This is a genomic window from Brumimicrobium glaciale, assembly GCF_004152935.1.
Lineage (GTDB): Bacteria > Bacteroidota > Bacteroidia > Flavobacteriales_D > Crocinitomicaceae > Brumimicrobium > Brumimicrobium glaciale.
Genome location: NZ_SETE01000001.1, coordinates 538,772 through 564,939 on the forward strand (window position 1 = coordinate 538,772; position 26,168 = coordinate 564,939).

Annotated in this window: 32 protein-coding genes; 14 read left to right on the forward strand and 18 right to left on the reverse strand. The window is 34.5% G+C overall.

The window, feature by feature from the left end:
• Positions 1-5: 5 nt before the first annotated feature.
• Together ERX46_RS02070 and ERX46_RS02075 are read right to left on the reverse strand one after the other, a co-directional pair.
• Positions 6-770: a hypothetical protein gene (locus ERX46_RS02070; protein ID WP_130092170.1), complete on the reverse strand. Its 765-nt coding sequence runs from the start codon at positions 768-770 to the stop codon at positions 6-8.
• A 465-nt stretch (positions 771-1,235) separates the two neighbouring features.
• Positions 1,236-1,895: a 3-oxoacid CoA-transferase subunit B gene (locus ERX46_RS02075; protein WP_130092171.1), complete on the reverse strand. Its 660-nt coding sequence runs from the start codon at positions 1,893-1,895 to the stop codon at positions 1,236-1,238.
• Between the two features lie 198 nt (positions 1,896-2,093).
• Between ERX46_RS02075 and ERX46_RS02080 the strand changes: the two genes are divergently transcribed.
• The 7 genes from ERX46_RS02080 (at position 2,094) to ERX46_RS02105 (ending at position 6,162) form a co-directional block, all read left to right on the forward strand.
• Positions 2,094-2,636: a DUF6557 family protein gene (locus tag ERX46_RS02080; RefSeq protein ID WP_130092172.1), complete on the forward strand. Its 543-nt coding sequence runs from the start codon at positions 2,094-2,096 to the stop codon at positions 2,634-2,636.
• A gap of 167 nt (positions 2,637-2,803) precedes the next feature.
• The gene (locus ERX46_RS02085) at positions 2,804-4,021 is read left to right on the forward strand and encodes a serine hydrolase domain-containing protein (protein WP_207214100.1); all 1,218 of its coding nucleotides are present in this window, start codon (positions 2,804-2,806) and stop codon (positions 4,019-4,021) included.
• Positions 4,022-4,065: 44 nt separating this feature from the next.
• Positions 4,066-4,500 (forward strand): hypothetical protein, encoded by a 435-nt coding sequence (locus tag ERX46_RS02090; protein ID WP_130092173.1) that lies wholly within the window; start codon positions 4,066-4,068, stop codon positions 4,498-4,500.
• A 92-nt stretch (positions 4,501-4,592) separates the two neighbouring features.
• A complete protein-coding gene (locus ERX46_RS02095; RefSeq protein ID WP_130092174.1) occupies positions 4,593-5,120 on the forward strand; it encodes a hypothetical protein in 528 nt (175 codons plus the stop codon).
• Positions 5,121-5,124: 4 nt separating this feature from the next.
• A complete protein-coding gene (locus ERX46_RS17440; RefSeq protein ID WP_165366122.1) occupies positions 5,125-5,298 on the forward strand; it encodes a hypothetical protein in 174 nt (57 codons plus the stop codon).
• A gap of 203 nt (positions 5,299-5,501) precedes the next feature.
• Positions 5,502-5,729 carry a ribbon-helix-helix domain-containing protein gene (locus ERX46_RS02100; protein WP_130092497.1) on the forward strand — a complete coding sequence of 76 codons (228 nt, stop codon included), beginning with the start codon at positions 5,502-5,504 and terminating at the stop codon, positions 5,727-5,729.
• 61 nt (positions 5,730-5,790) lie between these two features.
• A complete protein-coding gene (locus tag ERX46_RS02105) occupies positions 5,791-6,162 on the forward strand; it encodes a helix-turn-helix domain-containing protein (protein WP_130092175.1) in 372 nt (123 codons plus the stop codon).
• Positions 6,163-6,437: 275 nt separating this feature from the next.
• Here the strand turns inward: ERX46_RS02105 and ERX46_RS02110 are convergent, their stop codons facing one another.
• The 5 genes from ERX46_RS02110 to ERX46_RS02130 form a co-directional block, all read right to left on the reverse strand.
• The gene (locus ERX46_RS02110) at positions 6,438-7,700 is read right to left on the reverse strand and encodes a sulfate adenylyltransferase subunit 1 (RefSeq protein ID WP_130092176.1); all 1,263 of its coding nucleotides are present in this window, start codon (positions 7,698-7,700) and stop codon (positions 6,438-6,440) included.
• 48 nt (positions 7,701-7,748) lie between these two features.
• Positions 7,749-8,651: a sulfate adenylyltransferase subunit CysD gene (gene cysD, locus ERX46_RS02115; RefSeq protein WP_130092177.1), complete on the reverse strand. Its 903-nt coding sequence runs from the start codon at positions 8,649-8,651 to the stop codon at positions 7,749-7,751.
• Between the two features lie 23 nt (positions 8,652-8,674).
• Positions 8,675-9,283 carry a phosphoadenosine phosphosulfate reductase domain-containing protein gene (locus ERX46_RS02120; protein ID WP_130092178.1) on the reverse strand — a complete coding sequence of 203 codons (609 nt, stop codon included), beginning with the start codon at positions 9,281-9,283 and terminating at the stop codon, positions 8,675-8,677.
• Between the two features lie 3 nt (positions 9,284-9,286).
• Positions 9,287-9,544, reverse strand: coding sequence for a DUF2061 domain-containing protein (locus tag ERX46_RS02125; RefSeq protein ID WP_130092179.1), 258 nt, complete (start codon positions 9,542-9,544; stop codon positions 9,287-9,289).
• A 299-nt stretch (positions 9,545-9,843) separates the two neighbouring features.
• Positions 9,844-10,266, reverse strand: coding sequence for an RrF2 family transcriptional regulator (locus ERX46_RS02130; RefSeq protein ID WP_130092180.1), 423 nt, complete (start codon positions 10,264-10,266; stop codon positions 9,844-9,846).
• 173 nt (positions 10,267-10,439) lie between these two features.
• Between ERX46_RS02130 and hemH the strand changes: the two genes are divergently transcribed.
• Complete coding sequence (gene hemH / locus ERX46_RS02135; RefSeq protein WP_130092181.1) at positions 10,440-11,474, forward strand: ferrochelatase; 1,035 nt, start codon at positions 10,440-10,442, stop codon at positions 11,472-11,474.
• Positions 11,475-11,732: 258 nt separating this feature from the next.
• Here hemH and ERX46_RS02140 read toward each other — a convergent pair whose 3' ends face one another.
• Complete coding sequence (locus tag ERX46_RS02140) at positions 11,733-12,581, reverse strand: hypothetical protein (protein ID WP_130092182.1); 849 nt, start codon at positions 12,579-12,581, stop codon at positions 11,733-11,735.
• A gap of 373 nt (positions 12,582-12,954) precedes the next feature.
• Between ERX46_RS02140 and ERX46_RS02145 the strand changes: the two genes are divergently transcribed.
• The 6 genes from ERX46_RS02145 (at position 12,955) to ERX46_RS02170 (ending at position 17,508) form a co-directional block, all read left to right on the forward strand.
• A complete protein-coding gene (locus ERX46_RS02145; RefSeq protein ID WP_130092183.1) occupies positions 12,955-13,749 on the forward strand; it encodes an SDR family oxidoreductase in 795 nt (264 codons plus the stop codon).
• Positions 13,750-13,948: 199 nt separating this feature from the next.
• Positions 13,949-14,422: a low molecular weight protein-tyrosine-phosphatase gene (locus ERX46_RS02150; RefSeq protein WP_242494517.1), complete on the forward strand. Its 474-nt coding sequence runs from the start codon at positions 13,949-13,951 to the stop codon at positions 14,420-14,422.
• A 16-nt stretch (positions 14,423-14,438) separates the two neighbouring features.
• Complete coding sequence (locus ERX46_RS02155) at positions 14,439-15,134, forward strand: SAM-dependent methyltransferase (RefSeq protein ID WP_242494518.1); 696 nt, start codon at positions 14,439-14,441, stop codon at positions 15,132-15,134.
• A 231-nt stretch (positions 15,135-15,365) separates the two neighbouring features.
• Complete coding sequence (locus tag ERX46_RS02160; protein WP_130092186.1) at positions 15,366-15,788, forward strand: hypothetical protein; 423 nt, start codon at positions 15,366-15,368, stop codon at positions 15,786-15,788.
• A gap of 583 nt (positions 15,789-16,371) precedes the next feature.
• Positions 16,372-16,932 (forward strand): hypothetical protein, encoded by a 561-nt coding sequence (locus ERX46_RS02165; RefSeq protein ID WP_130092187.1) that lies wholly within the window; start codon positions 16,372-16,374, stop codon positions 16,930-16,932.
• Positions 16,933-17,130: 198 nt separating this feature from the next.
• On the forward strand, positions 17,131-17,508 hold the full coding sequence (locus ERX46_RS02170; RefSeq protein WP_130092188.1) for a hypothetical protein: 378 nt from the start codon (positions 17,131-17,133) through the stop codon (positions 17,506-17,508).
• Positions 17,509-17,653: 145 nt separating this feature from the next.
• Here ERX46_RS02170 and ERX46_RS02175 read toward each other — a convergent pair whose 3' ends face one another.
• From ERX46_RS02175 to hisG, 10 genes are all read right to left on the reverse strand, one after another.
• Complete coding sequence (locus ERX46_RS02175) at positions 17,654-18,229, reverse strand: phosphatase PAP2 family protein (RefSeq protein ID WP_130092189.1); 576 nt, start codon at positions 18,227-18,229, stop codon at positions 17,654-17,656.
• Positions 18,230-18,325: 96 nt separating this feature from the next.
• Positions 18,326-19,117 (reverse strand): undecaprenyl-diphosphate phosphatase, encoded by a 792-nt coding sequence (locus ERX46_RS02180; protein WP_130092190.1) that lies wholly within the window; start codon positions 19,115-19,117, stop codon positions 18,326-18,328.
• Positions 19,118-19,203: 86 nt separating this feature from the next.
• Positions 19,204-19,788: a bifunctional phosphoribosyl-AMP cyclohydrolase/phosphoribosyl-ATP diphosphatase HisIE gene (gene hisIE / locus ERX46_RS02185; protein WP_130092191.1), complete on the reverse strand. Its 585-nt coding sequence runs from the start codon at positions 19,786-19,788 to the stop codon at positions 19,204-19,206.
• Positions 19,785-20,537, reverse strand: a complete 753-nt coding sequence (hisF, locus tag ERX46_RS02190; protein WP_130092192.1) for an imidazole glycerol phosphate synthase subunit HisF — start codon at positions 20,535-20,537, stop codon at positions 19,785-19,787. The genes hisIE and hisF overlap by 4 nt, the downstream gene beginning before the upstream one ends.
• A 2-nt stretch (positions 20,538-20,539) precedes the next feature.
• Entirely contained in the window at positions 20,540-21,265 is a 726-nt protein-coding gene (gene hisA / locus ERX46_RS02195; protein ID WP_130092193.1) for a 1-(5-phosphoribosyl)-5-[(5-phosphoribosylamino)methylideneamino]imidazole-4-carboxamide isomerase, read from the reverse strand.
• Positions 21,262-21,840, reverse strand: coding sequence for an imidazole glycerol phosphate synthase subunit HisH (gene hisH / locus ERX46_RS02200; RefSeq protein WP_130092194.1), 579 nt, complete (start codon positions 21,838-21,840; stop codon positions 21,262-21,264). The genes hisA and hisH overlap by 4 nt, the downstream gene beginning before the upstream one ends.
• The gene (hisB, locus tag ERX46_RS02205) at positions 21,837-22,925 is read right to left on the reverse strand and encodes a bifunctional histidinol-phosphatase/imidazoleglycerol-phosphate dehydratase HisB (protein ID WP_130092195.1); all 1,089 of its coding nucleotides are present in this window, start codon (positions 22,923-22,925) and stop codon (positions 21,837-21,839) included. The genes hisH and hisB overlap by 4 nt, the downstream gene beginning before the upstream one ends.
• Entirely contained in the window at positions 22,922-23,950 is a 1,029-nt protein-coding gene (gene hisC, locus ERX46_RS02210) for a histidinol-phosphate transaminase (protein ID WP_242494519.1), read from the reverse strand. Before hisC ends, hisB begins: the two co-directional genes overlap by 4 nt.
• Positions 23,937-25,232 carry a histidinol dehydrogenase gene (gene hisD / locus ERX46_RS02215; RefSeq protein ID WP_130092197.1) on the reverse strand — a complete coding sequence of 432 codons (1,296 nt, stop codon included), beginning with the start codon at positions 25,230-25,232 and terminating at the stop codon, positions 23,937-23,939. The genes hisC and hisD overlap by 14 nt, the downstream gene beginning before the upstream one ends.
• On the reverse strand, positions 25,232-26,089 hold the full coding sequence (hisG, locus tag ERX46_RS02220; protein ID WP_130092198.1) for an ATP phosphoribosyltransferase: 858 nt from the start codon (positions 26,087-26,089) through the stop codon (positions 25,232-25,234). The genes hisD and hisG overlap by 1 nt, the downstream gene beginning before the upstream one ends.
• Between the last annotated feature and the right edge of the window lie 79 nt (positions 26,090-26,168).

Below are 26,168 nucleotides of genomic sequence, written 5' to 3' on the forward strand. Positions count from 1 at the left end.
ATACCTCATAATGAATATATTAATCTAAACCCCAAGTTAAATCGGCTAATTTTAATTAAAGTGTTGTTTAAAGGGTTTCGTGTGAATCCAATTCCATTGGGCGCTGTTGGTATGAATGAATATCTTGTAGTTGTAATATAATCATCCCTAATAACCAATTGACAATATGTTCTCAGTAAAATCTTTTCTGATATCTTAACTTTAGAACCAATATTAAAATAAGGAGTAAGAGCGCTAATGATTTTGTTTGAGTTATTTAATTTTATGAAATTGCTATACAATATGTTATTGAGCTGCGGAATGAGTAACTCATTAGTATTTTCAACTTGGAATGTTTTTCCTATTAGATAATCAGGAGAAAAACCACATTCGAAATAAACGGATGAATTTGTTTGTTTCATTATTTTCTCTATTCCTATCCCTATCTGAATCTTCAATTCAAGAGTAGAAAAGTTATAGAAACCTAATGATTTTCCTCCAGCCTCAAATTCTTGTTTAAATCTATTTTGTTGATAACCAGATCCAACATTATAGTAAAGTAAATTAAAAATTTTTTTTGATTCAAAACCAACCAGTAAGCTATTTGCAGTTCTGCTTTCTAAAGGATTAATGTTAAAAGGTTCTTCAACGTCAAAATTAATTGACGTTGAAAAACTAAAACTATTTTCATAATATATGCTTTGTGCAAGTGTCGTGTCAATTGAAACTAGACAAATTATTAAACCAAAATAGGTTCTTACTGACTTGACCAAAGATTTATACTTGCACATACTTCAGTGGTTTTAGTAATTCATTTTTCATAATTTTAGTAATAGGGTTACCAGTATAGGTTGCAAGTTAATAATAATGTTTAACTATTTTATCATTACAACAACTAATCGTATAATTCAATTTTCCTTTAAAATTGATTACTCTTAAAAAAGGAAAAAAGGATTCATCCGGTGCTCACCCAACGCTCGAAAATTCTGTCACTCCGATGACTTGCAACTACTGAGGAATACCTTTTGAAAGAATTGAGACTTAGCTAGGTAATCCAATTTAGTAAAAGATATGGAATTTGAAAACTGAATAACTCTTATACTAAAACGTCCCTACGCAAAAAAAAACGGCCACTACATTTCGTAGAAAGCCGTTCCAATATTTTTTATCAAACTCTTCTCGTGTCTTTTTTTTCTCTGCGTATCTCTGCGAAAACTTCGCGAATCTTTGCGTAATTCTTTTCACCGCAGGTGACTCTACCCTAATTTCATCTCGGGAACATTATCCGGAACAACCAACTTCCCTTCAGTAGCCTTTTGAATCTCTTCAACAGTAACTCCAGGCGCACGCTCAATTAAATGAAAAGCTCCGTCTTTTACTTCAATGTAAGCCAAGTTCGTTACGATTTTCGTTACACAGTTTACTCCTGTCAATGGCAAAGAACATTCCTTCAAAAGTTTAGATTCTCCTCTTTTATTGGTGTGCATCATTGCAACGATAATGTTTTCAGCAGAACCTACTAAATCCATTGCTCCACCCATTCCTTTTACCATTTTCCCTGGAATTTTCCAGTTGGCAATATCACCGTTTGCAGCAACTTCCATTGCTCCAAGTACAGTTAACTGAACATGATTTCCTCTGATCATTCCAAAAGAAAGTGATGAATCGAAAAATGCCGCTCCAGGTTTTGCGGTAATGGTTTGTTTTCCTGCGTTAATTAAATCTGCATCTTCTTCTCCTTCATAAGGGAAATTCCCCATTCCAAGCACTCCGTTTTCTGATTGAAACTCAACCTCGATTCCTTCTGGAACGTAATTAGCAACCAAAGTTGGAATACCAATTCCTAAATTCACATAAAAGCCATCTTCTAATTCCTGCGCAATTCGTTTTGCAATCCCAATCTTATCAAGTGCCATATTATATTCTGTTTTGATCTTAATTTAACAAAATCAAATATAAGTGATTTCTTTTGTTTTAGGATAGTTTTTGATAAAAACTCTTTTTTGAAGATGTGTTTTGATAAGGAATGTAATTTGATACATTAAAGTTTTTATTATTAGTTTGGAAACGTTAAGTTTAGGTAGTGTAAAAGAATTCATCTAAACTGAAGTGATATGACATTAAAAGATCTTATACAATCAAACTCATGGTTAAGTATTGAAACTATTTTGTTGAAATTATATCCAGGTGAAGAAGTAAATAGATTTGCTTATTTGGATGTTTTTGAAGAACTTTTGTACATGAATCCTGAAGACGCAGAGATTGAAATTGTGGTAGCAAATCAAACAGATGATTTTGACGGAGAGGAATATGTAGACGTTTCTGGCAGTTATAAAAACCCAAAAAACGAAGAAGAAGAGTTTTCGCAAGCACTTGAGTTTACTCCTTGGAATGAGTGGTTGGGAATGGAGATTAGTCAAGAAAGTTTACATCACTTTACTGAATTAGAAGTTATAGCACATTGTCTATTCGAAATGACTTTTATAGGTTTTGAAGAAGAGGTCATACAAGAAGAGATGGAATCCATTCAAAGTAGTATGGAAGATTATTTAAATATGCCAGAAGAGGAAAAGGAAGAAAATACGATTTCTTTCGAAGATATTTTTAAGGACTTGGATGATGAAGAGGAAACTGAAGAAGGTGAAAGCAAAGAATAGCTTTAATTGAAAAGGCTGTTTTAAGCTGAATTTGGTATTAGAAATATTTATGCATTTTAAAAAGTGTTGGAAGTGTCAAGTTTGAACCCCGTAATTTCCTAATTCGGTTACGAAAAGATATATTTGCCGCATCCAACATCAATAGATTTAAATATCAAATTACAAAGATGAATATCCAAAAACTCAAGATTCCCGCTATTATTTTATTCGCTATTATAATTGTGATAGGAATAAGTTGTAGCACAAAGACAGAAGAACTCAAGGATTTTAAGGAAGTAATGAAGTTGGAAAATATTGAATATACTTTCATTAATATGGATGAATATTTTCCTTCTAAGAAAGTTAAAAAAGCGGATCAAGCCTTTGTTTTCCCTCAAATAAAGAACATTCAACTTCCTGAAAGTTTCAATTCTAAAGAAGTTAATTACAATACGCAGAAATTTATTGACTCCTCTTATACCCAAGGTTTAATTTTTATACAAAATGATACCATTCTGTATGAGGATTATTGGAGAGGTCAAACAGGAAGTGTAAAACATATTTCTTGGTCTATGTCTAAATCTTACGTTTCTGCATTGTTTGGAATTGCCATGGAAGAAGGTTACATCAAGAGTGTTGAACAAACAGTGGGTGAATATTTACCCGAATTAAAGGGCTCTGGTTATGAGGGTGTGAAAATAAAAGATGTTTTGCAGATGTCAACAGGAGTGGGGTTTGACGAAACATATAGTGATCCGAATGCAGATATTAATCGATATTGGGATGATTTTGGAAATGGAAAGTCTCAAGACAAATTTGCTGCATCTTTAAAAAATGAAATAACACCAGGAACGTTCAATCAATATGTGAGTATTAACACGCATGTGTTGGGCATGATCATCGTGAAAGCTACGGGGAAAAGTTTAACAGAATATTTACAAGAAAAAATTTGGAAGCCCATTGGAGCCGAGTTCGATGCGTATTGGATTGCGGATGGAGAAGGAATGGAAATGGCACTCGGAGGATTAAATGCTGCTTTAAGAGATTATGCAAAATTAGGTAGACTTTATCTCAATAAAGGAAATTGGAACGGTAATCAAATTATACCTCAAAGCTGGGTTGAAGCATCAACGCATTCAACGGAAGAACATTTGCAAGCCAATAGCGAAAACTCATCCAGTCCAACTTTTGGTTATGGATATCAATGGTGGATTCCCGATGGTGACCAAGGAGAAATAATGGCTATCGGAGTATTTAATCAGTATATTTATATCAACCCAACAACGCATACTGTTATTGTTAAAAACTCAGCGAATAAGAATTATTATGATGGAAGTAATCTTTATGCTTCAACTACAACTCATTTGGAGTTTTTTAGGGCATTGGCTGGGGTGAAACGGAAATAATTGAGAATGGAAAGAAGTGTTTTTTTGAAAGCTAAGTGTGATAGGTGAAACAATCATTAAAATACCTAAGTATCACAAATATAATTGGATTTTCAATTGTCTCTCTTGCGCTTATAATTCATTATCTCGTAAAACCATTTGTATGGGGGGATTGGTTAATTGTTATAAATCTTCTGACGAGTACACCATTCATCATAGCTGGAGTAATGACTTTGAAAATGATTAAAAATCCTAATGAACGTCATATTCAAAATATGTTAGTCATAGTTTTTTTAATTATTTGGTTGCCAAGTTTAGGACTTCCTTTGGCATTCGAATATGGTGGTCTTTTAATCTGCTTATCGATTCTTTTAGTGGGTCTTTTGGGGTTACTTAAAGTTAAAGAACCAATGAATAAATTGATTTTTATTAATTTGGTGAGTACATTGTTTTTACTGCTTAATACTTTAATTGTTGTAGGGGTTATAATCGAAAAATGATTTCGGTTACAAAGTTTCTTAACATTGTTGATAATAGAAATTAAAACACAGAACAATTTTTAAATACCGCCGAAATTTCGTAAATTGGTATTATGAACGAAGTCTCTAAAATAGAATTAGATTTTATAATCGACAAATTGACTAACTCTATTGAGAATGTGAAAACTGGAGATAGTTTTCCTACAGAAATTTCGTTATTAAATTCTGTGGAATTAAAGTTGATAATTAAAAAGAATGGTTGGAATTTTAATTGGAATAAAGAATTTCAACAACCAGAAAAAGATGTTTACAAGCTAACAATAGTTGGTAATCCGAACATAATACAAGGACTTATATGTTTAGAGGTTAAGAAAGATCACGTATATATGCATTTAATTGAAAGTGCGCCATTTAATGTTGGGAAGTCGAAAGTTTATTTAGGTATTCCAGGTAATTTGGTGGCCTTCGCTTGTAAATTATCCTTTCAAAGAGGAGGTGAAGGTTATATATCATTTATAGCGAAAACTAAATTAATTGACCACTATATAGATACTTTAGATGCAATTCATTTTGGTGGCCATTTAATGGTGATAACAACTGAATCCGCATTGAAATTAATAGGTAAATACTTTAAAACATAAATATATGACACTAATAAAAGAACCTTTGGATGTAGACTTCGAAGTTGATCCAAGGCCATTAACTAAAAAAGAGGAAAAGGCCATTAGCGATTTTATAGAAGCTGACAAAGAAAAGCGCTTAGCTAAAATAAAACGAATGAATAAAAGAAAGGCTAAAGCGACTGAAAAAGCAGACTAATTACTGAGTAATTGGTAGCACTTTGTTTAACTTACTCTAAGTATTGAAGCTTTATCACCACAATTTTATTCAAATGAAGATAAGAGTGAAAATACGATTTCTCTAGAAGATTTTCTGTAAAAATTGGATAATGAAGAGGAGTGAAGAAAGCTGTAGCTCATATTGATTGTTTTATCCAGCAAACTCAAATCAAAATTATTATTATGCCAAGACAAAGTATTTCATTTACAGAACCAAATGATGAGTGGTTAAAGGCCCAAGTTGAGAACAAAGAGTATTCTAGTAAAAGTGAACTGGTTAATGATTTAATTAGAAAAGCTAGAAAACAGCAAAACGAGATTGATTGGATAAGAACAAAATTAGATAAGGCTGAAAAGAGTGGTTTTACTAATGATAGTAAAGAGCAGATACTAGCCGAATCAAAATCATAATATGATGGCACTCACCCTGAATATGACAAAATAGATGCTGACACAATTTAAAATTAAAGCTATGAACATTAAGCCCATTAAAATCGATATTGATTACCGAAATGCACTTGAGCGTTTAGAAGTGATTTTCGATGCAGCAGTTGACACAAAAGAAGGTGATGAAGCTGAAATTCTATCACTATTGATTGAGAATTATGAAAATGAGCACTATCCTATCGAAGCGCCCGACCCTATTGAAGCAACAAAAATCCGAATAGAAGAATTAAATTTACGTCAAAAGGATTTGGTTGGAATAATTGGTGGTAAAAGCAGAGTATCCGAAATTCTTAACAGAAAAAAACGATTGACTGTGGATATGATTCGTGAATTAGAAGTAATTCTTAAAATTTCCGCCTCTGTTTTGGTGAATGACTATCAAATTGTGAAAAAATAGGATAATATGCTTACCAGGTACTCTGCTAGTAAGTCTAGATTTATGTTCTAACTCTTTAACAGCACTCTTTGCTTTCTGATGAAAATAAGTATGATTTTACCTAATTGAAAGATAGGCAATATTTATTATTAATGATCTCAAGCAATCCGCGTTTATCCGAGAATTCACCGTAAGTGAAAAATCCGCGCGCATCCGCGTTGCTAAAACGGTGACTGAGCATGTCGAAGGCCCGCGTCATCCGCGTTCCATTACAGCGCAAACAAAAACCAATCCTCCTACAAAATAAACCCAACCCCAGCAGTAGTATTACTCTTCGTGTCAACCAAAATAAAAGCTCCATTTCCCTTGTTTTCATCATAAGCATCAAAATGAATTGGTTGTGCCAACTGAATCTCCACTAATCCTAAATCATTCATGTTGAGTTGACTCACTTTTTCAGTTGCACCAGTTGTATCGGTGCTTATTTTATGATTTATTGATTTCACTTTTGACTTCACCAATTTTACTCCGTGTTGTAAAAAATAAGTCGAAGCTGCTTCCAAAGGTTTGTTGTCCATCCAGCAAATCTTCGCCATAATACTTTTCGATTCTTTTGGAAGTTCTTCTGATTTCACAATTAAATCTCCTCGTGAAACATTGACATCATCCATCAAAGTAATCGTGATCGATGAACCTTTACTTGCGCTTAAATATTGCTGATCGAAAAATGAAATGGATTTAATTTGTGATTTTCTACCTGATGGAAGTACAGTAACGTCATCTCCAACTTTCAATTCTCCGCCTTTTAATTTACCTGCATAACCTCTGAAATCATGAAATTCTTCCGTTTTTGGTCGAATAACTGTTTGAACCTGAAAACGTGCTTTGGCTTCTTCTTGAATATCTTCCAAACGAATGTTTTCTAAATGCTCCATCATCGTTTCGCCTTTAAACCAAGCCAAGTTTTCAGATTTATCCACAACATTGTCTCCGTGTAAAGCACTCACTGGAATAAATGTAATATTTTGATCTTGGTAATCTGAACCTGAAATCAAGCTTTGGAAATCTTCAACAATTGCATTGTATTTTTCTTGATTGAAATCGATGAGGTCCATTTTATTCACGGCCACAACTATCTCTTTTGTACGCAATAAATTATTGATAAAAAAGTGACGTTTGGTTTGCTCAATTACTCCTTTTCGTGCATCAATTAAAATGATGGAAACTTGAGAAGTAGAGGTTCCTGTAACCATATTCCTTGTGTATTCAACATGTCCAGGAGTATCTGCAATAATGTAAGAACGGTTGGGTGTAGAGAAATAAATATGCGCCACATCAATTGTAATTCCTTGTTCTCTTTCTGCAACTAATCCATCAGTTGCTAAAGAGAAATCTAGATAATCGTAGCCTTTTTGTTTGCTGCTGCGTTCAATTGCTTCTAATTTATCGTCGGTTAAAGAATGTGTATCATATAAAATGCGACCAATCAATGTTGATTTTCCATCGTCTACACTTCCAGCCGTGCTCAACTTTAAAACTTTGTTTTTATTTCCTACCATTTTGAATGCTTTTACTGATTTTCGCTTTTCTATTTTCCTGATGTAATCCTAGAAATAGCCTTGTTGTTTTCTTTTTTCCATGGCTGCTTCCGAACGTTTATCGTCGATTCTTGCGCCTCTTTCGGAAATAGAAGATGCTGCAATTTCTTCCACTACTTTATCAATATCGAATGCTAAAGATTCAACGGCAGCAGTGCAACTCATGTCGCCAACAGTTCTGAATCGGACAATTTTTTCCACAACGAGTTCATCGTCTTCACGGAAAACATATTCATCATGTGCCGACCAAATCATTCCGTCACGTTCGAATACTTTTCTTTTGTGAGCGAAATAAATCGAAGGAATTTCCATCTTTTCTTTTTGGATATAGCTCCAAACGTCTAATTCTGTCCAGTTTGAAATGGGGAATACACGCACATTTTGTCCAAAATCTATTCTTCCATTCAACATGTCAAAAACTTCAGGTCTTTGGTTTTTTTCGTCCCATTGTCCGAAGTCATCACGAACAGAAAACACACGTTCTTTTGCCCTTGCCTTTTCTTCATCTCTTCTTGCACCGCCAATACAAGCATCAAATCCATGTTTTTCTATCGCTTGCAATAAAGAATCAGTTTGCAACATATTTCGACTGGCATATTTTCCACTTTCTTCTTGTACATTTCCAGCGTCGATATTGTCTTGCACATAATGCACATGCAATTCTAAATCTAATTCTTCCACCAATTGATCACGAAATGCTATCGTTTCTGGAAAATTATGTCCTGTATCAATATGTAAAAGTGGAAAAGGAATTTTAGCAGGATAAAAAGCTTTTTGCGCTAATCTTACGAGTGTAATTGAATCTTTTCCACCTGAAAATAGAATTACAGGCTTATCAAATTGACCAGCAACTTCTCTGAAAATATAAATTGCTTCGTCTTCTAATGGATTGTTAATTACTTTTTCATTCATAATTTAATGTTTTTCTATTCGAATTACTGATGAATTCCACATTCTCTATTTTCCAAAACTTTTGTAGGATCGTAATAGTTATTTTCGTTGGGTAAATGATGTTCTGCCAAGTATTCATCCAGCTCTTCATCTGAATAATTATAGAACGGACTTACTTTCAATACACCATCTTTTCCTTGAGAAACGATATCTATTCCATCACGAAAAGCAGTTTGACCTTTTCTTAAATTGGTAAACCAAACATCTGGAGAATGAATTTTCATGGCTCTTTGGAAAGGTTCTAATTTTACTTGATCGCTGAATGTTTTATGTTCTGGGGTATCTACTTCTGGAATTCCCAAAACAACATTTCTAAATCCAACAGATTGTTGAGGAACATAAATGTGAATATTCAAATGGAGTGTATCAATCAACTCTTTCGCATGACGATAAGTTGCAGATGTGTTGTACCCCGTATCGCACCAAACAACTTCTAGCGTTGGCGAAACTTGAGTTGTCAGATGTAGAATAGCACTTTCATAAGGTCTGAAATTCGTTGTGATAACTGGCTTGCTTGCATGTCGAATTGCCCATTGTACAATTTCTACTGGACTTTTATCTAACAATGATGCGTTAATTCCTTTTATATCCATAATCTATTTATTTCCCCATTTAATACCATTCCACAAGCGTTCATGGAAATAATAAAGGAGTGTTTTTGTCAATAATTCGAATGTTCCAATTGAAAAGGCTATACTTAAATTGCCCGAAATAAACCAAGAGATAAGAACAGTGTCTAATGTGCCTAAAGTCCGCCATGAGATTGCTTTAACAATACTTCTTGAATGTCGTTCTGACTTTCCAGTAGACTTTTGATTCGCTTTTATATTGTTATAAACTTGGTCTATTATCATTTTACTACATTAACCCTATCGACTTGATGGGGAATGGCAAAAGTATTTTTAATTTGTATATTAAAATATGATAAAAATCACTTTTTAGGAATGAGGGATGTTTTTATCTTTTGTTATGCTGCATGGACGATTATAATCTCCGCTGCAGTAGCACTACTGCCTAGTCTTATCTTGAAATACTTACTTGGAACTTTAGATTGTTACCTTCGATTGTTGCCTTCGACAGGCTCAGTCAACGGGATAACTCTTCGGTGACTGAGCTTGTCGAAGGCGGCGAATTCATTGCTATATCGGATGTTCTACTTAGAGCTTTCCATTGTAAGTTGCGCCAAGCTTTTTTGTTTCAAAACTTTTAAAGTACTATCGCGAACTTCCAGCATCAAACGATTGATTCCACATGTTTCTTCATCTGGACAATCGTCGCATTTTTCGTAAAAGTTTAGGCTAACACATGGCACCATTGCTATTGGACCACTTAACAAACGAATGATATCGCTCATAAAAACCTCCTTAGGATCTTTGAGTAAATAATATCCACCACCTTTTCCTTTTTTAGAAGATAGAATTCCTCCTTTTTTTAAGGTGAGTAGAATTGTTTCAAGAAATTTATGAGAAATATTTTCAGCTTCAGAAATGATGGCAATTGGGATTGCTCCATCACTTTCATGACTACAAATGTAAGTCAAGGCTTTAATTCCGTATTTCGTTTTTTTAGATAGCACTTTGCAAATTTAAGAAAGTTAAATCAATTTAGGATTTTCATTTGAATCGAACAAAAATTAAGAAAAAACATGATTATTCTCACATTCTCAATTTAGAATTCTTCAATTTTAGGGTTATTTCAAAACCTTCTTATCTTTGTCTTGTTAATATTTTAGCAAAGAATTATTAGTCAATGGAGATACGTAAAAAGAAAAAAGTTGGAGTTTTATTATTACAACTCGGAACACCAGATAGCCCAAGCGTCAAGGATGTAAAAATATATTTAAAAGAATTTTTAAATGATCCAAGAGTAATTGATTATAAATGGCTTCCAAGAACACTTTTAGTGAATGGAATTATTATTCCTTTTCGTGTGAGAGGTTCTTCCAAAATTTATAAAGAATTATGGGAATTAAGTGGTGGTATTTCTCCACTTGCGAAATACACAGAAAGTAAAAAGAAATTGCTTCAAGAGCGATTCAAAGATGATGATGTAACGGTTCACATGGCGATGCGTTATCGTGTGCCAACCATGGAATCTGTTTTGGAAGAAATGCGTCTTCAAAATTATGATCATATTATTGTTTTACCGTTATTCCCTCAGTATGCAAGTGCTTCGGGAGGAACTGCAATTGATAAAGCGGTTAAAATAATTAGTGATTGGTGGGTAATTCCTGAGATTTCAACTATTTCAGATTTCTATGATCATGAAGCATATATTGACGCAATTGTTGAAAGATCGAAAGAGTTCGATATCAAAAGTTATGACAAAATAATGTTCTCCTACCACGGCTTACCAGATCGCCATGTCGATAAAGTGTATGACGATGGCTTATGTGAAGATCAGCCGTGTGAAACTGAAATGAACGATAAAAATAGGTTTTGCTATAAAGCGCAATGTTATGCAACAACACGTTTAATCGCTGAAAAAATTGGTTTAACAGAAGATGATTATACAGTTTCTTTTCAGTCAAGACTTACAAAAAAATGGTTAACTCCTTTCTCTGATAAAGTGATTGAAGAATGGGCCGAAGAAGGAGCGAAGAGAGTGCTCGCTTTTAGTCCAGCCTTTGTCGCTGATTGTCTTGAAACATTAGTAGAAATTGGTGTTGAATATGATGAAGACTTCAAGAAAATGGGTGGAGAGATTGTTCAATTGGTACCAAGTACAAATGATCATCCGAGGTTAATTGATTGTTTGGAAGATTTAGTGAGACAGAAAATGTAATGAGTAGGTTTGGCACAGTAGTGGAACAGCAACGTAACACCGCCTTGTGAAGAGAGTAAAATATATTTTAAATGCCATTTGCTTTTGTGTGAATGGCATTTTTTTGAGTCAAAAATGTCTTTCTAAATCAGCTGAAATACGAAATCACCACAGTTTAAAATCCGCGATTATTCGCGTTGCATGCAGTTCTGCTGAGCTTGTCGATGCATCCGTGTCATCCGCGTTCCATTGAAGCACAGTACAAAAAATAGCGTGAAATTAATCCTTATTAAACCTCCAAGTATAACCCAAAACCAATTCCGAAGCTAAATATCCAAACCTTTGTTTGGCAATCGCACTTTTGTCATCTGGACGATTTCTCACTTTTACTTGGTGAACAAAACCTGCTGACAGATTCGTTTGTAGGAAGATGTGATTAAAGAATTCTAGTCTTAAACCCGGATGAACTGAAATTCCATAACCTGAAACAGAAATTGTTTTTCTATCAAATTGATTGGCGAAATTCAAGTCATTGAAAGACAGAATTAATCCTGTTGAAACTGCTGCTTGGGCACGAACTCTAAACCAATTATTTTCTCCAACAGATAAGAGATTGAAGTATCTTGCTAATTCAAAACGGATATAATTTAAGCCATCAGAATTTTCGTAATGGATATCATCATAATTTGTTGGAGACAATTGGTTGTCATATTGTCCGCTCCATAAATCACTTATTCCCGGTGTAACATATCCATCCAAAATAACATCTTGCGGATGATCCATCAAATATTTCATGTGATCATAACCAACAGTTAATGACCAATTGTCTTTGAAAAAGTAACCCAATCTTAGATTAAATTGTGGAATGGTGATTTTTTTAATGTCCAGATAATTCATTGATAATTTTTCAGGATTATCTGAAGCTGTCATGTCTTTCATCGTAAAATCATAGCCTCGTCCAACTAGCGTTAAATCACTTTTTGTGTAAGCGCTTCGATTATATCCCCAATAAAAATAGAATCCACCTTTATCCGTTTGGTTGGTACTTTGCGCTATTGTTGATGAATCGAATGATAAAATGATTCCAAAAATCAAGAGTAAAAGGGATTTGAATATAGTATGCTTCATTGTATTTTCTTTAACTAGTGCAAATTTACACTTTATTTCTGAGAGAGTTGAAAACAATGAAAAATGAAGAATTAAAAATGGGGTTTACTCATATTCATCGATCAATTATTCTTTGGCTAACACCGTCTATCCCGTTGGGAATTAATTAAGACAAAACAATCTATATCGGATACTCTCAATGAATTTCACATTAGTCCTTTAAGTATGATATGTAATACGGTAAGAACTCTGGTCCACGCTAATCAATTTTAAAAAATGAAAAGTTGAGTTCAAAAATTTTTCATTTTTCATTTTTCACTTTTCATTCTAGAACTTTCATTCATCATTTCAATAAAGCCCAATAATGTAAAACCTTTTCAATATCTTTACGGCTATGAAAAGGTTTGCCAATAAAGTAGTTTGGATTACGGGAGCTTCCTCAGGAATAGGGAAGGAGCTCGCGGTGCAATTAGCTCAATTAGGAAGTAAATTGATTTTGTCTGCACGAAATGTGGAGGAATTGGAGAAGTTGAAAGCGACTTTGGAAAATTCGAATCAACACATGGTTTTGCATTTAGACTTAGCTGATAACGGACATTTTTCGGAATTAGCGAAACGAGTAATAGAGAAATATCAACGCATTGATTACCTTTTTAATAGTGGCGGAGTTTCGCAACGTGCAGAAGCTTCAAAAACTGCTATTGATGTTGATCGCCGAATTATGGAGGTGAATTACTTCGGAAATATTGCCTTAACGAAAGCTGTTTTACCCTTTATGCAAAAGCAAAAAAGCGGACATATTATCATTACTTCGAGCATTGCTGGGAAGTTCGGATTTTATCTGCGTTCGGCTTATGCTGCTTCGAAACATGCTTTGCACGGTTATTACGAAAGTGTATTGCTTGAAGAAGCGAAAAACAATATTGCGGTGACAATCGTTTGTCCCGGGAAAATAAATACGCCAATTTCAACAAGTGCTTTGACCGAAGATGGAACTGCACACGGTGTGATGGATCACAATCAAGAGACGGGAATGTCGGTTGAGGAATGTGTGAATCAAATGTTGAAAGCCACCTTGAAGAAAAAGAAAGAGGTTTTAATTGGCGGAAAAGAAATTTTAGCGGCTAAGATTAAGCGATTTTCTCCAGCATTGTTTTGGAAGATTATTAAGAATCAAAGTCCAACATAAAGAATAGAGTTAACAACTTTGAAAATAAAATTTTAAAGACAAGGCTTGCGAAGATTTTTATTGCAGGCGTTTATATTTATAAATACGTCGCCCTGCGAAGTGCAGAGCTTGCCGAGGTAAGCTTGTCGATGGGACTGCCATAAAAAGCTAGCGAAACGCAGTATTTGAGGTCTTATTTTCAAAGAATAAAAAGGAAATTATGAAAATATTAATGGTATGCTTAGGAAATATTTGTCGTTCACCAATGGCAGATGGATTGATGCGTAAAAAAGTAGCAGATCATAAATTGGATGTTGTTGTAGACTCAGCAGGAACGGGAGATTGGCATGTTGGTCATTCACCAGATGAGCGCATGATTGAAACAGCTAAAAGAAATGGTGTACCGATTGATGAATTGCGAGGGAGACAATTTAAGGTAGAAGATTTTGATGCGTTTGATCGAATTATCGTGATGGATAAGAGCAATTTTCAGAACGTTAGAAAAGTAGCGAGAGACGAAAAAGATGTTCAGAAAATCGAGATGTTTTTAGATTTAACGCATCCAGGAAAAGATTTAGAAGTTCCAGATCCGTATTTTGGAGGAGACGAAGGTTTTCAAGATGTATTTGACATGTTGAATGCAGGAACAGATGTGATTTTAAAAGAATTAAAAGAAATTAAAGAAAATGACTAAAGGTAAACTATACCTCATGCCCACGTTATTGGGTTCAGAAACTTGGGATCACGTTATTCCAGCAAAAGTAGCAGAATTGGCTATAAATACACGCTATTTTGCAGTGGAAGATTTGAAATCTGCTCGTCGTTATTTGCGAAAATTGGACAGGACTTTTCCTATTGATAAATCAACGTTTTTTATCTTAAATAAAAATACACTGCCTACAGATTTATCGGCAATGTTGGCTCCTTTAAGAAATGGTCATAATGTAGCAATTATCTCTGAAGCTGGTTGTCCAGGTGTTGCTGATCCCGGTGCTGACTTAGTTGCTTTGGCGCATCAAAGAGGTGATTTTGTGAGTCCATTAACGGGGCCTTCTTCAATTTTATTGGGGTTAATGGCAAGTGGATTTAATGGTCAATCTTTTTGTTTTAATGGATACATTCCAAAAGAACGCAAGAAAAGAGTTTTCACATTTAAAGATTATGAACGTGAGGTAAGTAAGACTGGTCAAACACAGATTTTCATGGAAACACCTTTCCGCAATAATAACTTGTTGGAAGATTTACTGAATGAATGTTTGGACGCTACTTTTCTGTGTATCGCTTGTGATTTGACATTGCCAACAGAGCGTGTTCAAACCATGACGGTTGCAGAATGGAGAGAGAAAGCTTTTGATTTGAATAAAAGACCGACTATGTTCTTGATTGGAAAGCCTTTTGCGATGTAATTAAACGGCCTTAACTTATTGGTCTCACAAATATTAAAACAATGCACTTTAGGGCATCTAGCTTGAGCTTCTAAAGAGTTTTGTGTCCAACAATAAAATTTAGATGTTAGGCATTGACAAAAGTCTAACATCTAACATCTAAATTTTTAGATTGTTATAGAATTTTAATTTCATTTGGACCTATGGTGCTTTTAGTCCATAGTGCTTCAGTTTAAAACTACACATTTAGTCATGAGAGATATAATGTTAATTCTTCATTTTATTGGCCTTGCCATGGGATTAGGAACCGCTTTTGCACATGCTTTTTTAGGTTTTTCTGCTTCTAAGTTGTCAAATGATGAAGCGCTAAAACTCAAACTAAACACTCAGATTCTTGGCAGAATGGGAAGTATTGGACTTCTTTTATTGCTGGTTTCAGGTGTTTATCTTATTCTTCCTTATTGGAGTTCACTTTTATTGTTGCCTTTATTAGTGATTAAATTGGTGCTTTTTGTTTTACTGATTGTCCTTTTAGCATTGATAAACTTCTTAGAAATCAAAGCAAAAAAAGCCATTAATCCAGAGACTCTATATAGAAAAATGGAATTGGTGGGGAAGTTGGCTTTACTCACACCAATAGCAATTGTTGTTTTAGCCGTGGGTGTTTTTCACTAAGAAAGTAAAACGACGGATAGCGTAATTTATCAAATGGTTGGAAAAGAAAATTTACGAGGGTTTTCAATTATCTTGTCTATCAATTTTATGGTTCTACCACTATTTTAATGGGAACTCATACAATATGGATTCTAAAATATTTATCAATAATTATTCATTCTTCAAATAACAAGCTCCAGAGGAGCGACATATTAATAGCCAAGTACACTAGTGTACTTGGTTATTAATAAACAAAAAACAAACTCACCGAAATCGGCATAATTGCATGCAATTATACCGATTTCGGTGGGTTTGTATAGAGATGGATTACATTCATATCTACTAATATGTCGTTCCTCTGGAACTGAAAATATTAAACCCATGTACTGCAGTTATTTGAACGTAAAAATCGAAACATCTATATAAAACCAGTTTTGATAAAATGGAAAGGTTAATGGTTTAACCATTAAAATAGTGGTAGAACCAATTTTATAAAAGAGCTAAGTCTATTGTTAAGTTTTCCGATAGAATTTGAATAACATTTCAGGAAATCCAACAAGAAAGGTCTACATTTTCATAGCTTTATATGTTAGACCAAAAACTTATGAAAGCGAACTCATTTTTATCCAAGATTACTATTTTATCAATCTTTGTTTTGATGTTTACTGTTTCTGCGTGTAAAAAGGAAACTTCAAATCCAAATCCAACACCACCGTCAACTTCTAATTGGGATATGGAAGCTAATTTAATTTATGAGGATGGCAGCGTTGTTGATTTTAAATGCAATTTTGATACAAGTAATCCATTTGTCTATCCACAAGTTTCCCATGAAGATAGCGCTTCCTATTTTTTTCTGCCAGGAAATTATGGTCAAATCAACTTAATCATTCAAGGGAATATAAATGGACCAGGAAATTACAGCTACACAGATTGGCCTGAAGATGGAGATATTGGAGTCAATATCAATGTGATGGGTGTTGGGAGTTCTGGAGAATCTGAATTTTATGCGAATTATGAAAGCTATTCTGGAGCAGCCACTTTCAAAGTAATTTCTTTTGCCAATAACCATATAAAAGGAACTTTTTCTGGGAAGCTTTTTCAAGATGCAGGAAGTAAAGTAATCATCATCGAGAATGGTAGAGTGGAAACTGATTTAGTAGAATAGAAATTAAATATAACAAATCGTTAGTGAATCTCCTTCCACAACTAATCACTTATTAGTAAATTTGCAGAGCGCATGTTTAGGCATTATTTTGCTGACCTTAAATATTACCAATAGCGCATATTCAAAAAAAGACTATTGCAGAAGCAATAGAAAAGACATTTGATTTGAAATTTTATGTAATTTAAATACGAGTAAATAATGAAACAGATTTTATTAATTAGTGTACTTTTTATGTTTATTGGTTGTGCCTCAAAAACTGAGAAATTAAATTCAGGAATGAAGCCGTTTATGACCAAAAATTTCCCTGATGCAAATTATGAAGTCATTGTTACTAATGATCTTCATCAATTGGTTATGAATGATGAAGGGAACGTTATGAATCAAGACAATTATGAGCCAATTGCTGCAAAAACATTCAGTGAAATATATAAGGTTTTTCTGATGTCTTCAGAAAGTGCGAACACAGATTCTAAGTTTGAGATTCTATATGAAAATGAATCAATGACTTGGAAATCTGATCGACTTACACTAAATGAATTAAGTGAGATTTATAAGTCAAACTCAAAAGTTGACTAGAAAAATCATTGGTTTGTAAAGAGAATAAGTAAGAAACTCGTTGCTAAAAAGTGACGGGTTTTTTTGTGTTTTGGTTCTTGTTTCTTGTGATGTTATTTTCTCTAGATGTCTCTTTTATAAATTGTTAAGTTATGATGAGTATTAGCTAGTATTTATACTTATTCAATATCAATTCTCGTACTTTAAATCCAATCCATCCAACAATAAATCCAATTAATATTCCAACGATTAAATCCCCAGGATAATGTTTTCCGACATAAATTCTGCTGTATGAGAAAAGTAGAATCCAAACCGTTAGCGGGAAAACGATATATTTATAGTAAGGTTTTAATATTAACGCAATTAGTGTAATCATCGCCATGCCGACAGTTGCGTGAGAAGAAACAAATCCAAAATCACCACATTCCTTTCCTTTTGAAGCCAATGGAAATCGCATTTCAGTTCCAATTTCAAAAATATTACAAGGTCTTGGACGAGCAATTCCATGTTTCATTAAGTAGGAAATTACATAAGCAGTGGCAACAGTTCCAAGTATCATAAATCCACTTACGACTGCCGATTTAAAACCAGTTTTCCATAAAACCAATAAAGCGAGCAATCCGTATAATGGAAATGCCAAATATTTGTCAGTAATGAACAACCAGAATCCATCCCATGATTCAGTTCCCAAGTTATTCAGAAAAAGAAATAACTGATCATCAAGTTTTAGTAAATTTCCCATGTTGATTGTTTAAAAAGGAGAAACAAATTCTTCAATTTAATAGTTGATTTTTAGAAATAAAACCCTGAAATAAGTAATAATTTTTAATGCTTTTTTTTAAACTACTGACCAAACAATTGCAATTGTTCCCACTATAAAACAGTAGATAGAGAAATAAGAAAGTTTGCTCTTTTTCACAATTGAAATCATCCAAGTACATGCGATTAATCCTGTTACAAATGCGGCTACAAATCCTAAGGATAAAGATAGAAAAGGAATATTTTCTCCTGAGAATCCTCCATCTAAAAGGTCTTTTGCTATTTTACCAAATATCAATGGAACAACCATTAAGAAAGAAAAACGTGCAGATTTCTCACGGTCAATTCCTAAAAGAACTGAAGTTCCAATCGTAGCTCCAGAGCGAGAAACCCCTGGGAGAATAGCAATTGCTTGCGCGATTCCAATGATAAATGCATTCTTAAAACTCACATCCTTATTAGTGTTTTTCGCTTTGTCCGCTAGGAATAGGATGAGGCCTGTAATCAACAACATAAATCCGACCAACAAGATTTGACTATTGAAAAATGAATCGATTACGTCTTCAAAAAAGAATCCAACAAAAGCAGCTGGAATCATGGATAAAATGATTTTCAAAGAGAACATTAATTCATCATTCTTTTTGAATTGAAATAATCCTTTTAGAATTTCAGCAACGTCTTTTCTAAAAACGACAAGAGTACTTAAGGCGGTGGCGAAATGTAGCACAACAGTTGTCATCATGCTTAATTCTCCAACATCTTCATTCCCGAAAATAGCTTTCACGATTTCAAGATGTCCACTGCTCGAAACTGGAAGAAATTCCGTTAACCCTTGTACAATTCCCAGTATGATTGCTTCTAAGATTCCCATTTAAATTGTTTTTTAGAAAGCGCTAAATTAATCATATTTTTCTATGAATTATTTCCCTTTCCAGTTTTTGATGCTTTTGAAATGAATCATTCATTACGCTCCTTCAATACCTGCTCAATATCCTCTAATTTGAATCCTTTCGCTTTTAACAAAATCAAATAATGATACATCAAATCAGCGGCCTCATTCTTAAATAAATCGGCGTTGTCGTCTTTGGCTTCAATTACCAATTCGACTGCTTCTTCACCTACTTTTTGAGCCACTTTATTGATTCCTCTTCTGTACAATTGATTGGTGTATGAACTTTCATCATTTTCATCAATCCTTTGGTGAATAATAGATTCTAAAGTGTACATAAATCCTTTTGGAGTCTCTTCCTTAAAACAAGAAGTGCTTCCAGTATGGCAAGTTGGTCCAGCAGGAATTGCTTTAATCAATATACTGTCTTGGTCGCAGTCAATTTGAATGTCTACAACTTCTAAAAAGTTTTCTGAAGTTTCTCCTTTTGTCCACAGTCTATTTTTGCTTCGACTAAAAAATGTTACTCTTCGCTCAGCTTTTGTTTTTTCGTAAGCTTCCTCATTCATGTAGCCAAGCATAAGCACTTGTAAAGTATTGTTGTCCTGAACTACAACTGGAACTAAGCCATCTCCTTTTTTAAAATCTATCATCGTATTGCAATTTTTTGAGTTTTTAAATAATCTTTTAACTGTGGAATAGGTATTTCACCATAATGGAAAATACTTGCTGCTAAAGCACCTGTAGCACCCGTTTTTTCAAATACATCTTTAAAATGTTCCATTTTCCCTGCACCTCCTGATGCAATAATTGGAATATTCACTGCTTCTGAAACCTGTTGCGTAATGTCTAAAGCAAATCCACTTTTCGTTCCATCGTTGTTCATCGAAGTCAATAAGATTTCTCCTGCACCTAATGCTTCAACTTCTTTTGCCCAATTCACCGTTTTGAGTGGTGTAGCCGTTCTTCCACCATGAACAAAAACTTTCCATTCGTTGTTTTCAAATTTTGTGTCAATGGCGACTACTACACATTGACCTCCAAATTCTTGAGCAATTTCTTTGATCAATGTTGGTCGTTTTACAGCCGATGAATTAACACTGACTTTATCTGCTCCCGCTTTTATGATTTGACGCACGTCTTCAACCGAATTAATTCCTCCGCCAACGGTAAATGGAATGTTGATTTCTTGTGCGACTTTTTTCACTAAATCAATCAAAGTTTTACGATTTTCTATGGTCGCGGTAATGTCTAAAAAAACCAATTCATCGGCGCCTTCCAAAACGTACTTTTTTGCTAATTCGATTGGATCTCCAGCGTCTTTTATGTCAACGAAGTTAATTCCTTTCACCGTTCTTCCATCCTTGATATCCAAACAGGGTATAATTCTCTTTTTCAGCATGATTAAGCTATTTCGTTTATGAATTCGGTTAGTTGCTTCATTGTGATTTTACCTTCGTAGAAAGCCTTCCCAATGATTGCTCCTTCACAACCCATTTCATGGAGTAAATACAAATCCTGAATACATGAAACTCCACCGCTGGCAATGAGTTTGACTTTACTTTTCTGAATGATTTCCGAATAGAGTTCGTTAGAGGTACCGGCTAACATTCCATCTTTTGAAATGTCTGTGCATATCACATAGCTTGCGCCTTCTTTTTCATAATCTAAAATGAAATCTACGACATCAACATCAGCACTTTCTGTCCAACCGTTGGTTGCTATTTTTCGGTCTCTGCAATCCGCACCTAAAATAATTTTATCGCTGCCGTATTTTTGAAGCCACCCTTTGAATACTTCAGGCTGCTTCACTGCGATACTTCCTCCAGTAATTTGATTGGCGCCACTTTCAAATGCTATTTTTAGGTCTTCATCTGATTTTAATCCGCCTCCAAAATCTATTTTTAGATTCGTCTTCGAGCAAATTTGTTCAAGAATTTTGTGGTTGATGATTTGCTGTGCTTTTGCTCCATCTAAATCCACAACATGTAAAAAGTTTATTCCATTGTCTTCAAATGCTTTTGCAATTTCTAATGGATTTTCGCTGTATACTTTTTTTGTGTCATAATCTCCTTTGGAAAGTCTTACACATTTTCCATCTATAATGTCGATTGCGGGTATAATTCTCATAATTTCAAAAAGTTTTTAAGGATTTTCATTCCCACATCTGCAGATTTTTCTGGGTGAAATTGCGTTGCGTAGAAGTTGTCTTTGTTAAATGCTGCACTAAATGGATTGATGTAATCACAAGTCGCAATGGTGTTTTCACAAACCTCAGCATAATAACTGTGAACGTAATAAACATCTTCTTCCAATTCAACGTTTTCAAAGAGTGGACCTTGCAATTCCGTGCAATTATTCCATCCCATGTGCGGTACTTTTTCCTTTGGTGGAAATAATTTAACGGGTGTATCGAAGATTCCCAAACATTCGGTTTGACCTTCTTCAGAACTTTTGCACATGAGTTGTAAGCCTAAGCAAATTCCTAAAAAGGGTTGCGTAATGGAACAAATTACTTCGTCAAGTTTTCTCTCTTTCAAATATTTCATTGCAGAACTTGCTTCACCCACTCCGGGGAAAATTACTTTATCTGCAGCAAGAATTGTTGCTTTGTCATCCGTGATTACACTTTCATAACCTAAGTTGTTAAGTGCATTCTGAACAGACTGAATATTTCCTGCGTTGTATTTTATTATTGCGATCATAATGTGCCTTTTGTACTCGGAATACTGTAGTTGCCAGTCTTGCTCACGGCCATCTTAATTGATTTAGCAAATGCTTTGAAAATTGCTTCAATCTTGTGGTGTTCATTTTCTCCTTCTGCTTTAATGTTCAGGTTGCATCTTGCAGCATCACTGAATGATTTAAAGAAGTGCATAAACATTTCCGTCGGCATATCTCCAACCATTTCACGCTTGAATTCCGCTTCCCACATTAACCAAGGTCGACCACCAAAGTCAAGTCCTACTTGCGCCAAACAATCATCCATTGGTAATAAGAAACCATAACGTTCGATTCCTTTTTTACTTCCCAAAGCTTTTAAAAACGCTTCTCCTAAAGTTATCGCAACGTCTTCAATGGTGTGGTGTTCATCTATTTCTAAATCCCCTTTGACTTGAATTGCTAAGTCGAGGTTTCCATGCTTTGCGATTTGCTCTAGCATGTGGTCGAAAAATGGAATTCCAGTATCTAATTTTGATTTTCCACTTCCGTCTAAGTTGACTTCAATGGCGATAGATGTTTCGTTGGTAATTCGACTTACTTTTCCTTTGCGTGGAATGGCTTTTAAGAATTGATAAATTTCACTCCAGTTTTTCGTGCTTAATGCTGCTCTTTCATCTTCTTCTCCAATAAAAATGGCTTGAGATTTAAGATTAATTGCTAATTCTACATCTGTTGCACGATCACCAATTACAAATGAATTCGCTAAATCGTAATTTCCGTGAATGTATTTTTGCATTAATCCCGTTCTCGGCTTTCTTGTTGGTGCATTGTCTGCTGGAAAACTCTTGTCAATCAATATGTCATCGAATATCACTCCTTCATTTTTAAAGGCTTGAATGACTTTGTTTTGTGCTGGCCAAAAAGTATCTTCTGGAAATGAATCTGTTCCTAGTCCGTCCTGATTTGTCACCATGACTAACTCATAATCCATTTCTGTAGCGATTTTTGCCAACCACTGAAAAACGCCAGGATAGAATTCTAATTTTTCTAAACTGTCCAATTGATAATCTACTGGAGGCTCAATTACAAGCGTTCCGTCTCTGTCTATGAATAGTGCTTTTTTCATTGTATGTTTTTTAATCTATTAATTAATGTGTCGTTTTCTTCTGGTGTTCCAATTGAAATACGAATACAGTTTTTCACTTGCTTATTTCGATTTCGTGTAATGATATTTTGTTCTACCAATGTTGTATAAATTTGATCTGCATTTTCTACTTCAATAAGAATGAAGTTGGCATCTGAAGGGTAGATTTTCTTTACTTTTTCAATCTTTAAAAGTACGTTTTCTACTCTTTTTCGTTCGCTTAAAATCAGGTTTAAATTCGCTTCATAATTATTGAAGTTGTTCAGAGCTTCGTTTGCTGCCTTCTGATTTAATTGACTGATGTTGTAAGGCGGTTTCACTTTGTTGTATAAACTAATGATTTCATCACCAGCATAAGCTGTTCCTACTCTTGCAGCAGCCAATCCCCAAGCTTTACTGAAGGTTTGACTCACAATGAGATTATTGTATTGATTAATCTTTTTGGTAAGCGAATCTCCTTCTGCAAAATCGATATAGGCTTCATCAACAATTACAATTCCTTTAAAATTTTCAAGAATAAAGTCAATTGCTTTCTGGTCAATTAAATTCCCTGTTGGATTGTTGGGCGAACAGATGAACATCAACTTTATCTTGCTGTCATCGAAGTAAGGTTTTAAAGCTTCTAAATCAATTTGAAAATCTGCACTTAAAGGCAATTGTATTAATTCTACGTTATTGATTCCAGCAGAAACATCATACATTCCATAAGTAGGAGAGAAGGTCAATGCTTTGTCTTTTCCAGGATCACAGAAAATCCTAAAGGCCAAATCTATAACTTCATCGCTTCCATTTCCTATGAATATATTTTGCGGAGTGACTCCCTTTAAATCTGCTAATTTCTGTTTGAGTTCACTTTGGTAAGGATCAGGATAACGATTCATAGTTCCAAATGGATTTTCATTGGCGTCTAAAAAGATTCCTTCCTTTCCAGTGAATTCACTTCTCGCGCTAGAGTAAGGTTGTAATTCCAAAATGTTGGAACGCACAAGATTTTTAATTTCTATCATTTCTAATTTCATTTAATCTTAATGTAACGGCATTTTTGTGTGCAAATAATCCTTCAGCTTCTGCCATGATTTCAATGGCTTCACCTATATTCTCTATTCCTTGTTGATTCAATTCTTGAAAGGTGATTTTCTTAACAAAACTGTCTAAAGAAACACCGCTGTAATTCTTCGCAAAACCATTTGTCGGCAAAGTGTGATTTGTCCCGCTGGCATAATCTCCTGCAGATTCACAACTATAATTTCCTAAGAATACTGAACCTGCATTGGTAATGTCATTCACGTATTGATTGGCATTTTCTGAAGCGATGATTAAATGTTCAGGAGCATATTGATTACTAAATTCAATACATTCAACCATGTTTTTAAACACAATCGCTGTACTGTTTTCCAATGCTTTTAAAGCGGTGTCTTTTCTGGGTAGTAATTGAACTTGTCGCTCTACTGCAATTTTACATTTAGTTAGGGTTTCTTCAGAATCACTTAACAAAACCACTTGACTATCTGGACCATGCTCAGCTTGAGAAAGTAAGTCTGCAGCAACAAATTCCGGATTGCATGTTCTGTCGGCAATGACCAATACTTCGCTTGGACCAGCAGGCATATCAATTGCGACTCCCATTTGTTGAATGAGTTCTTTGGCTTTTGTCACATATTGGTTTCCTGGTCCAAAAATCTTATAAACTTGAGGGATTGTTTCTGTTCCAACTGCCATTGCAGCGATTGCTTGTGCGCCTCCAGCTTTGTATATCTTAGTGATTCCAACTAGATCTGCAGTGAATAAAATCGCAGGATTGATGGTTCCATCTTTACTTGGTGGCGTACATAAAATAACTTCTTTACATGCCGCTATTTTTGTTGGAATTCCCAACATGAGAATCGTTGAAAATAGGGGAGCGCTTCCTCCAGGAATGTACAGTCCGACTTTCTCTATTCCGACAGATTTTCTCCAACATTTTACTCCTTTTACAGTTTCTATAACTGCTTCAGTGGTTTGTTGTGAGGTGTGAAAAGTGTAAATATTACCATACGCCAATTGAATGGCATCCTTGAGTTCTTGTGGTACCGAAGTCTTCGCTTTTTCAATTTCTTCTTTGGAAACAGTCAGCTCGTTTAATGTTACTTTATCGAATTGAAGCGCATATTCTTTCAATGCTAGATTACCTTTTGATTTTACGTTTTCAATGATAGAAGTAACCAAATCACCGAGTTCTTTCTGATCTATTGCTGGACGCTTTGTGAGCGCATTCCAGTTTTCTTTTGTTGGATTATTATATGTTTTCATTAGCTCACCATTTTATCGATTGGTACAATTAAAATATCTTCAGCGCCTGCAGTTTTTAAAGAATCGATTACATCCCAGAATTCTCCTTCAGCAATAACCGAGTGCAAGGAACTCCAGCCTTCTTGCGCCAATGGAAGAATCGTTGGACTTTTTAGAACAGGTAGAATTTTTGTTACCGCTTCAATTTTATCATTGGGAACATTCAATAGAATGTACTTACTGTTCTTAGCTTTTTGAACGGCTTTAATTCTGAATAGTAATTTGTCTAGAATTTCTTCTTGTTCAGCATTCAGTTTTTTTGATTTTACCAAAACTGCTTCAGATTGAAGAATAACTTGTGTTTCCTTTAATCCATTTCTGAAAAGTGTATTTCCAGAACTTACGATATCACAAATTCCATCAGCCAAACCTATGTTAGGAGCAATTTCCACAGATCCTGAAATTGTGTGAATTTCAGCTTGAATATTGTTTTGGTCTAAGAATGCTTTTAAGGTCACAGGATAAGAAGTGGCAATCTTTTTATTGTTCAGATAGTTGATGCTTTCATCTTCTACATCCTTTGGTACAGCCAATGAAACCCTGCATTTTGAAAAGCCTAATTTTTCGACAATTTCAACTTGTTTTTGTTGTTCAATTAATAGGTTTTCTCCAACAATGGCAATGTCGACAGTTCCATCTTCTAAATATTGTGGAATATCTGAATTGCGCAGGTACAAAATCTCCATCGGGAAATTAGCTACGGCTACTTTTAATTGGTCTTTCCCATTGTCTATGGCAATACCACAAGCTTTTAGGAGATTTAGCGAATCTTCATTTAAGCGTCCGCTCTTTTGGATTGCAATTTTTAATTTACTCATTTCTTAATTTAAATAATGGTCTGAGTAAATTTTTGGGCACAAAAAAAACACCGTCTGATTTACTCAGCCGGTGTTTAAT

Excerpts from the sequence above, each read along its gene's own strand:
- ERX46_RS02110 (WP_130092176.1), bottom strand. The coding sequence starts at position 7,700 with ATGGTAGGAAATAAAAACAAAGTTTTAAAGTTGAGCACGGCTGGAAGT.
- ERX46_RS02150 (WP_242494517.1), top strand. The coding sequence starts at position 13,949 with ATGAAAATATTAATGGTATGCTTAGGAAATATTTGTCGTTCACCAATG.
- ERX46_RS02145 (WP_130092183.1), top strand. The coding sequence starts at position 12,955 with ATGAAAAGGTTTGCCAATAAAGTAGTTTGGATTACGGGAGCTTCCTCA.
- ERX46_RS02120 (WP_130092178.1), bottom strand. The coding sequence starts at position 9,283 with ATGGATATAAAAGGAATTAACGCATCATTGTTAGATAAAAGTCCAGTA.
- ERX46_RS17440 (WP_165366122.1), top strand. The coding sequence starts at position 5,125 with ATGACACTAATAAAAGAACCTTTGGATGTAGACTTCGAAGTTGATCCA.
- hisF (WP_130092192.1), bottom strand. The coding sequence starts at position 20,537 with ATGCTGAAAAAGAGAATTATACCCTGTTTGGATATCAAGGATGGAAGA.
- hisC (WP_242494519.1), bottom strand. The coding sequence starts at position 23,950 with ATGATAGAAATTAAAAATCTTGTGCGTTCCAACATTTTGGAATTACAA.
- ERX46_RS02165 (WP_130092187.1), top strand. The coding sequence starts at position 16,372 with ATGAAAGCGAACTCATTTTTATCCAAGATTACTATTTTATCAATCTTT.
- hisB (WP_130092195.1), bottom strand. The coding sequence starts at position 22,925 with ATGAAAAAAGCACTATTCATAGACAGAGACGGAACGCTTGTAATTGAG.
- ERX46_RS02100 (WP_130092497.1), top strand. The coding sequence starts at position 5,502 with ATGCCAAGACAAAGTATTTCATTTACAGAACCAAATGATGAGTGGTTA.
- ERX46_RS02070 (WP_130092170.1), bottom strand. The coding sequence starts at position 770 with ATGTGCAAGTATAAATCTTTGGTCAAGTCAGTAAGAACCTATTTTGGT.
- ERX46_RS02180 (WP_130092190.1), bottom strand. The coding sequence starts at position 19,117 with ATGGGAATCTTAGAAGCAATCATACTGGGAATTGTACAAGGGTTAACG.
- hisIE (WP_130092191.1), bottom strand. The coding sequence starts at position 19,788 with ATGATAGATTTTAAAAAAGGAGATGGCTTAGTTCCAGTTGTAGTTCAG.
- hisH (WP_130092194.1), bottom strand. The coding sequence starts at position 21,840 with ATGATCGCAATAATAAAATACAACGCAGGAAATATTCAGTCTGTTCAG.
- ERX46_RS02125 (WP_130092179.1), bottom strand. The coding sequence starts at position 9,544 with ATGATAATAGACCAAGTTTATAACAATATAAAAGCGAATCAAAAGTCT.
- ERX46_RS02095 (WP_130092174.1), top strand. The coding sequence starts at position 4,593 with ATGAACGAAGTCTCTAAAATAGAATTAGATTTTATAATCGACAAATTG.
- ERX46_RS02085 (WP_207214100.1), top strand. The coding sequence starts at position 2,804 with ATGAATATCCAAAAACTCAAGATTCCCGCTATTATTTTATTCGCTATT.
- ERX46_RS02105 (WP_130092175.1), top strand. The coding sequence starts at position 5,791 with ATGAACATTAAGCCCATTAAAATCGATATTGATTACCGAAATGCACTT.
- ERX46_RS02175 (WP_130092189.1), bottom strand. The coding sequence starts at position 18,229 with ATGGGAAATTTACTAAAACTTGATGATCAGTTATTTCTTTTTCTGAAT.
- ERX46_RS02160 (WP_130092186.1), top strand. The coding sequence starts at position 15,366 with ATGAGAGATATAATGTTAATTCTTCATTTTATTGGCCTTGCCATGGGA.
- ERX46_RS02075 (WP_130092171.1), bottom strand. The coding sequence starts at position 1,895 with ATGGCACTTGATAAGATTGGGATTGCAAAACGAATTGCGCAGGAATTA.
- hisG (WP_130092198.1), bottom strand. The coding sequence starts at position 26,089 with ATGAGTAAATTAAAAATTGCAATCCAAAAGAGCGGACGCTTAAATGAA.
- hemH (WP_130092181.1), top strand. The coding sequence starts at position 10,440 with ATGGAGATACGTAAAAAGAAAAAAGTTGGAGTTTTATTATTACAACTC.
- ERX46_RS02140 (WP_130092182.1), bottom strand. The coding sequence starts at position 12,581 with ATGAAGCATACTATATTCAAATCCCTTTTACTCTTGATTTTTGGAATC.
- ERX46_RS02080 (WP_130092172.1), top strand. The coding sequence starts at position 2,094 with ATGACATTAAAAGATCTTATACAATCAAACTCATGGTTAAGTATTGAA.
- hisA (WP_130092193.1), bottom strand. The coding sequence starts at position 21,265 with ATGAGAATTATACCCGCAATCGACATTATAGATGGAAAATGTGTAAGA.
- ERX46_RS02170 (WP_130092188.1), top strand. The coding sequence starts at position 17,131 with ATGAAACAGATTTTATTAATTAGTGTACTTTTTATGTTTATTGGTTGT.
- ERX46_RS02155 (WP_242494518.1), top strand. The coding sequence starts at position 14,439 with ATGCCCACGTTATTGGGTTCAGAAACTTGGGATCACGTTATTCCAGCA.
- hisD (WP_130092197.1), bottom strand. The coding sequence starts at position 25,232 with ATGAAAACATATAATAATCCAACAAAAGAAAACTGGAATGCGCTCACA.
- cysD (WP_130092177.1), bottom strand. The coding sequence starts at position 8,651 with ATGAATGAAAAAGTAATTAACAATCCATTAGAAGACGAAGCAATTTAT.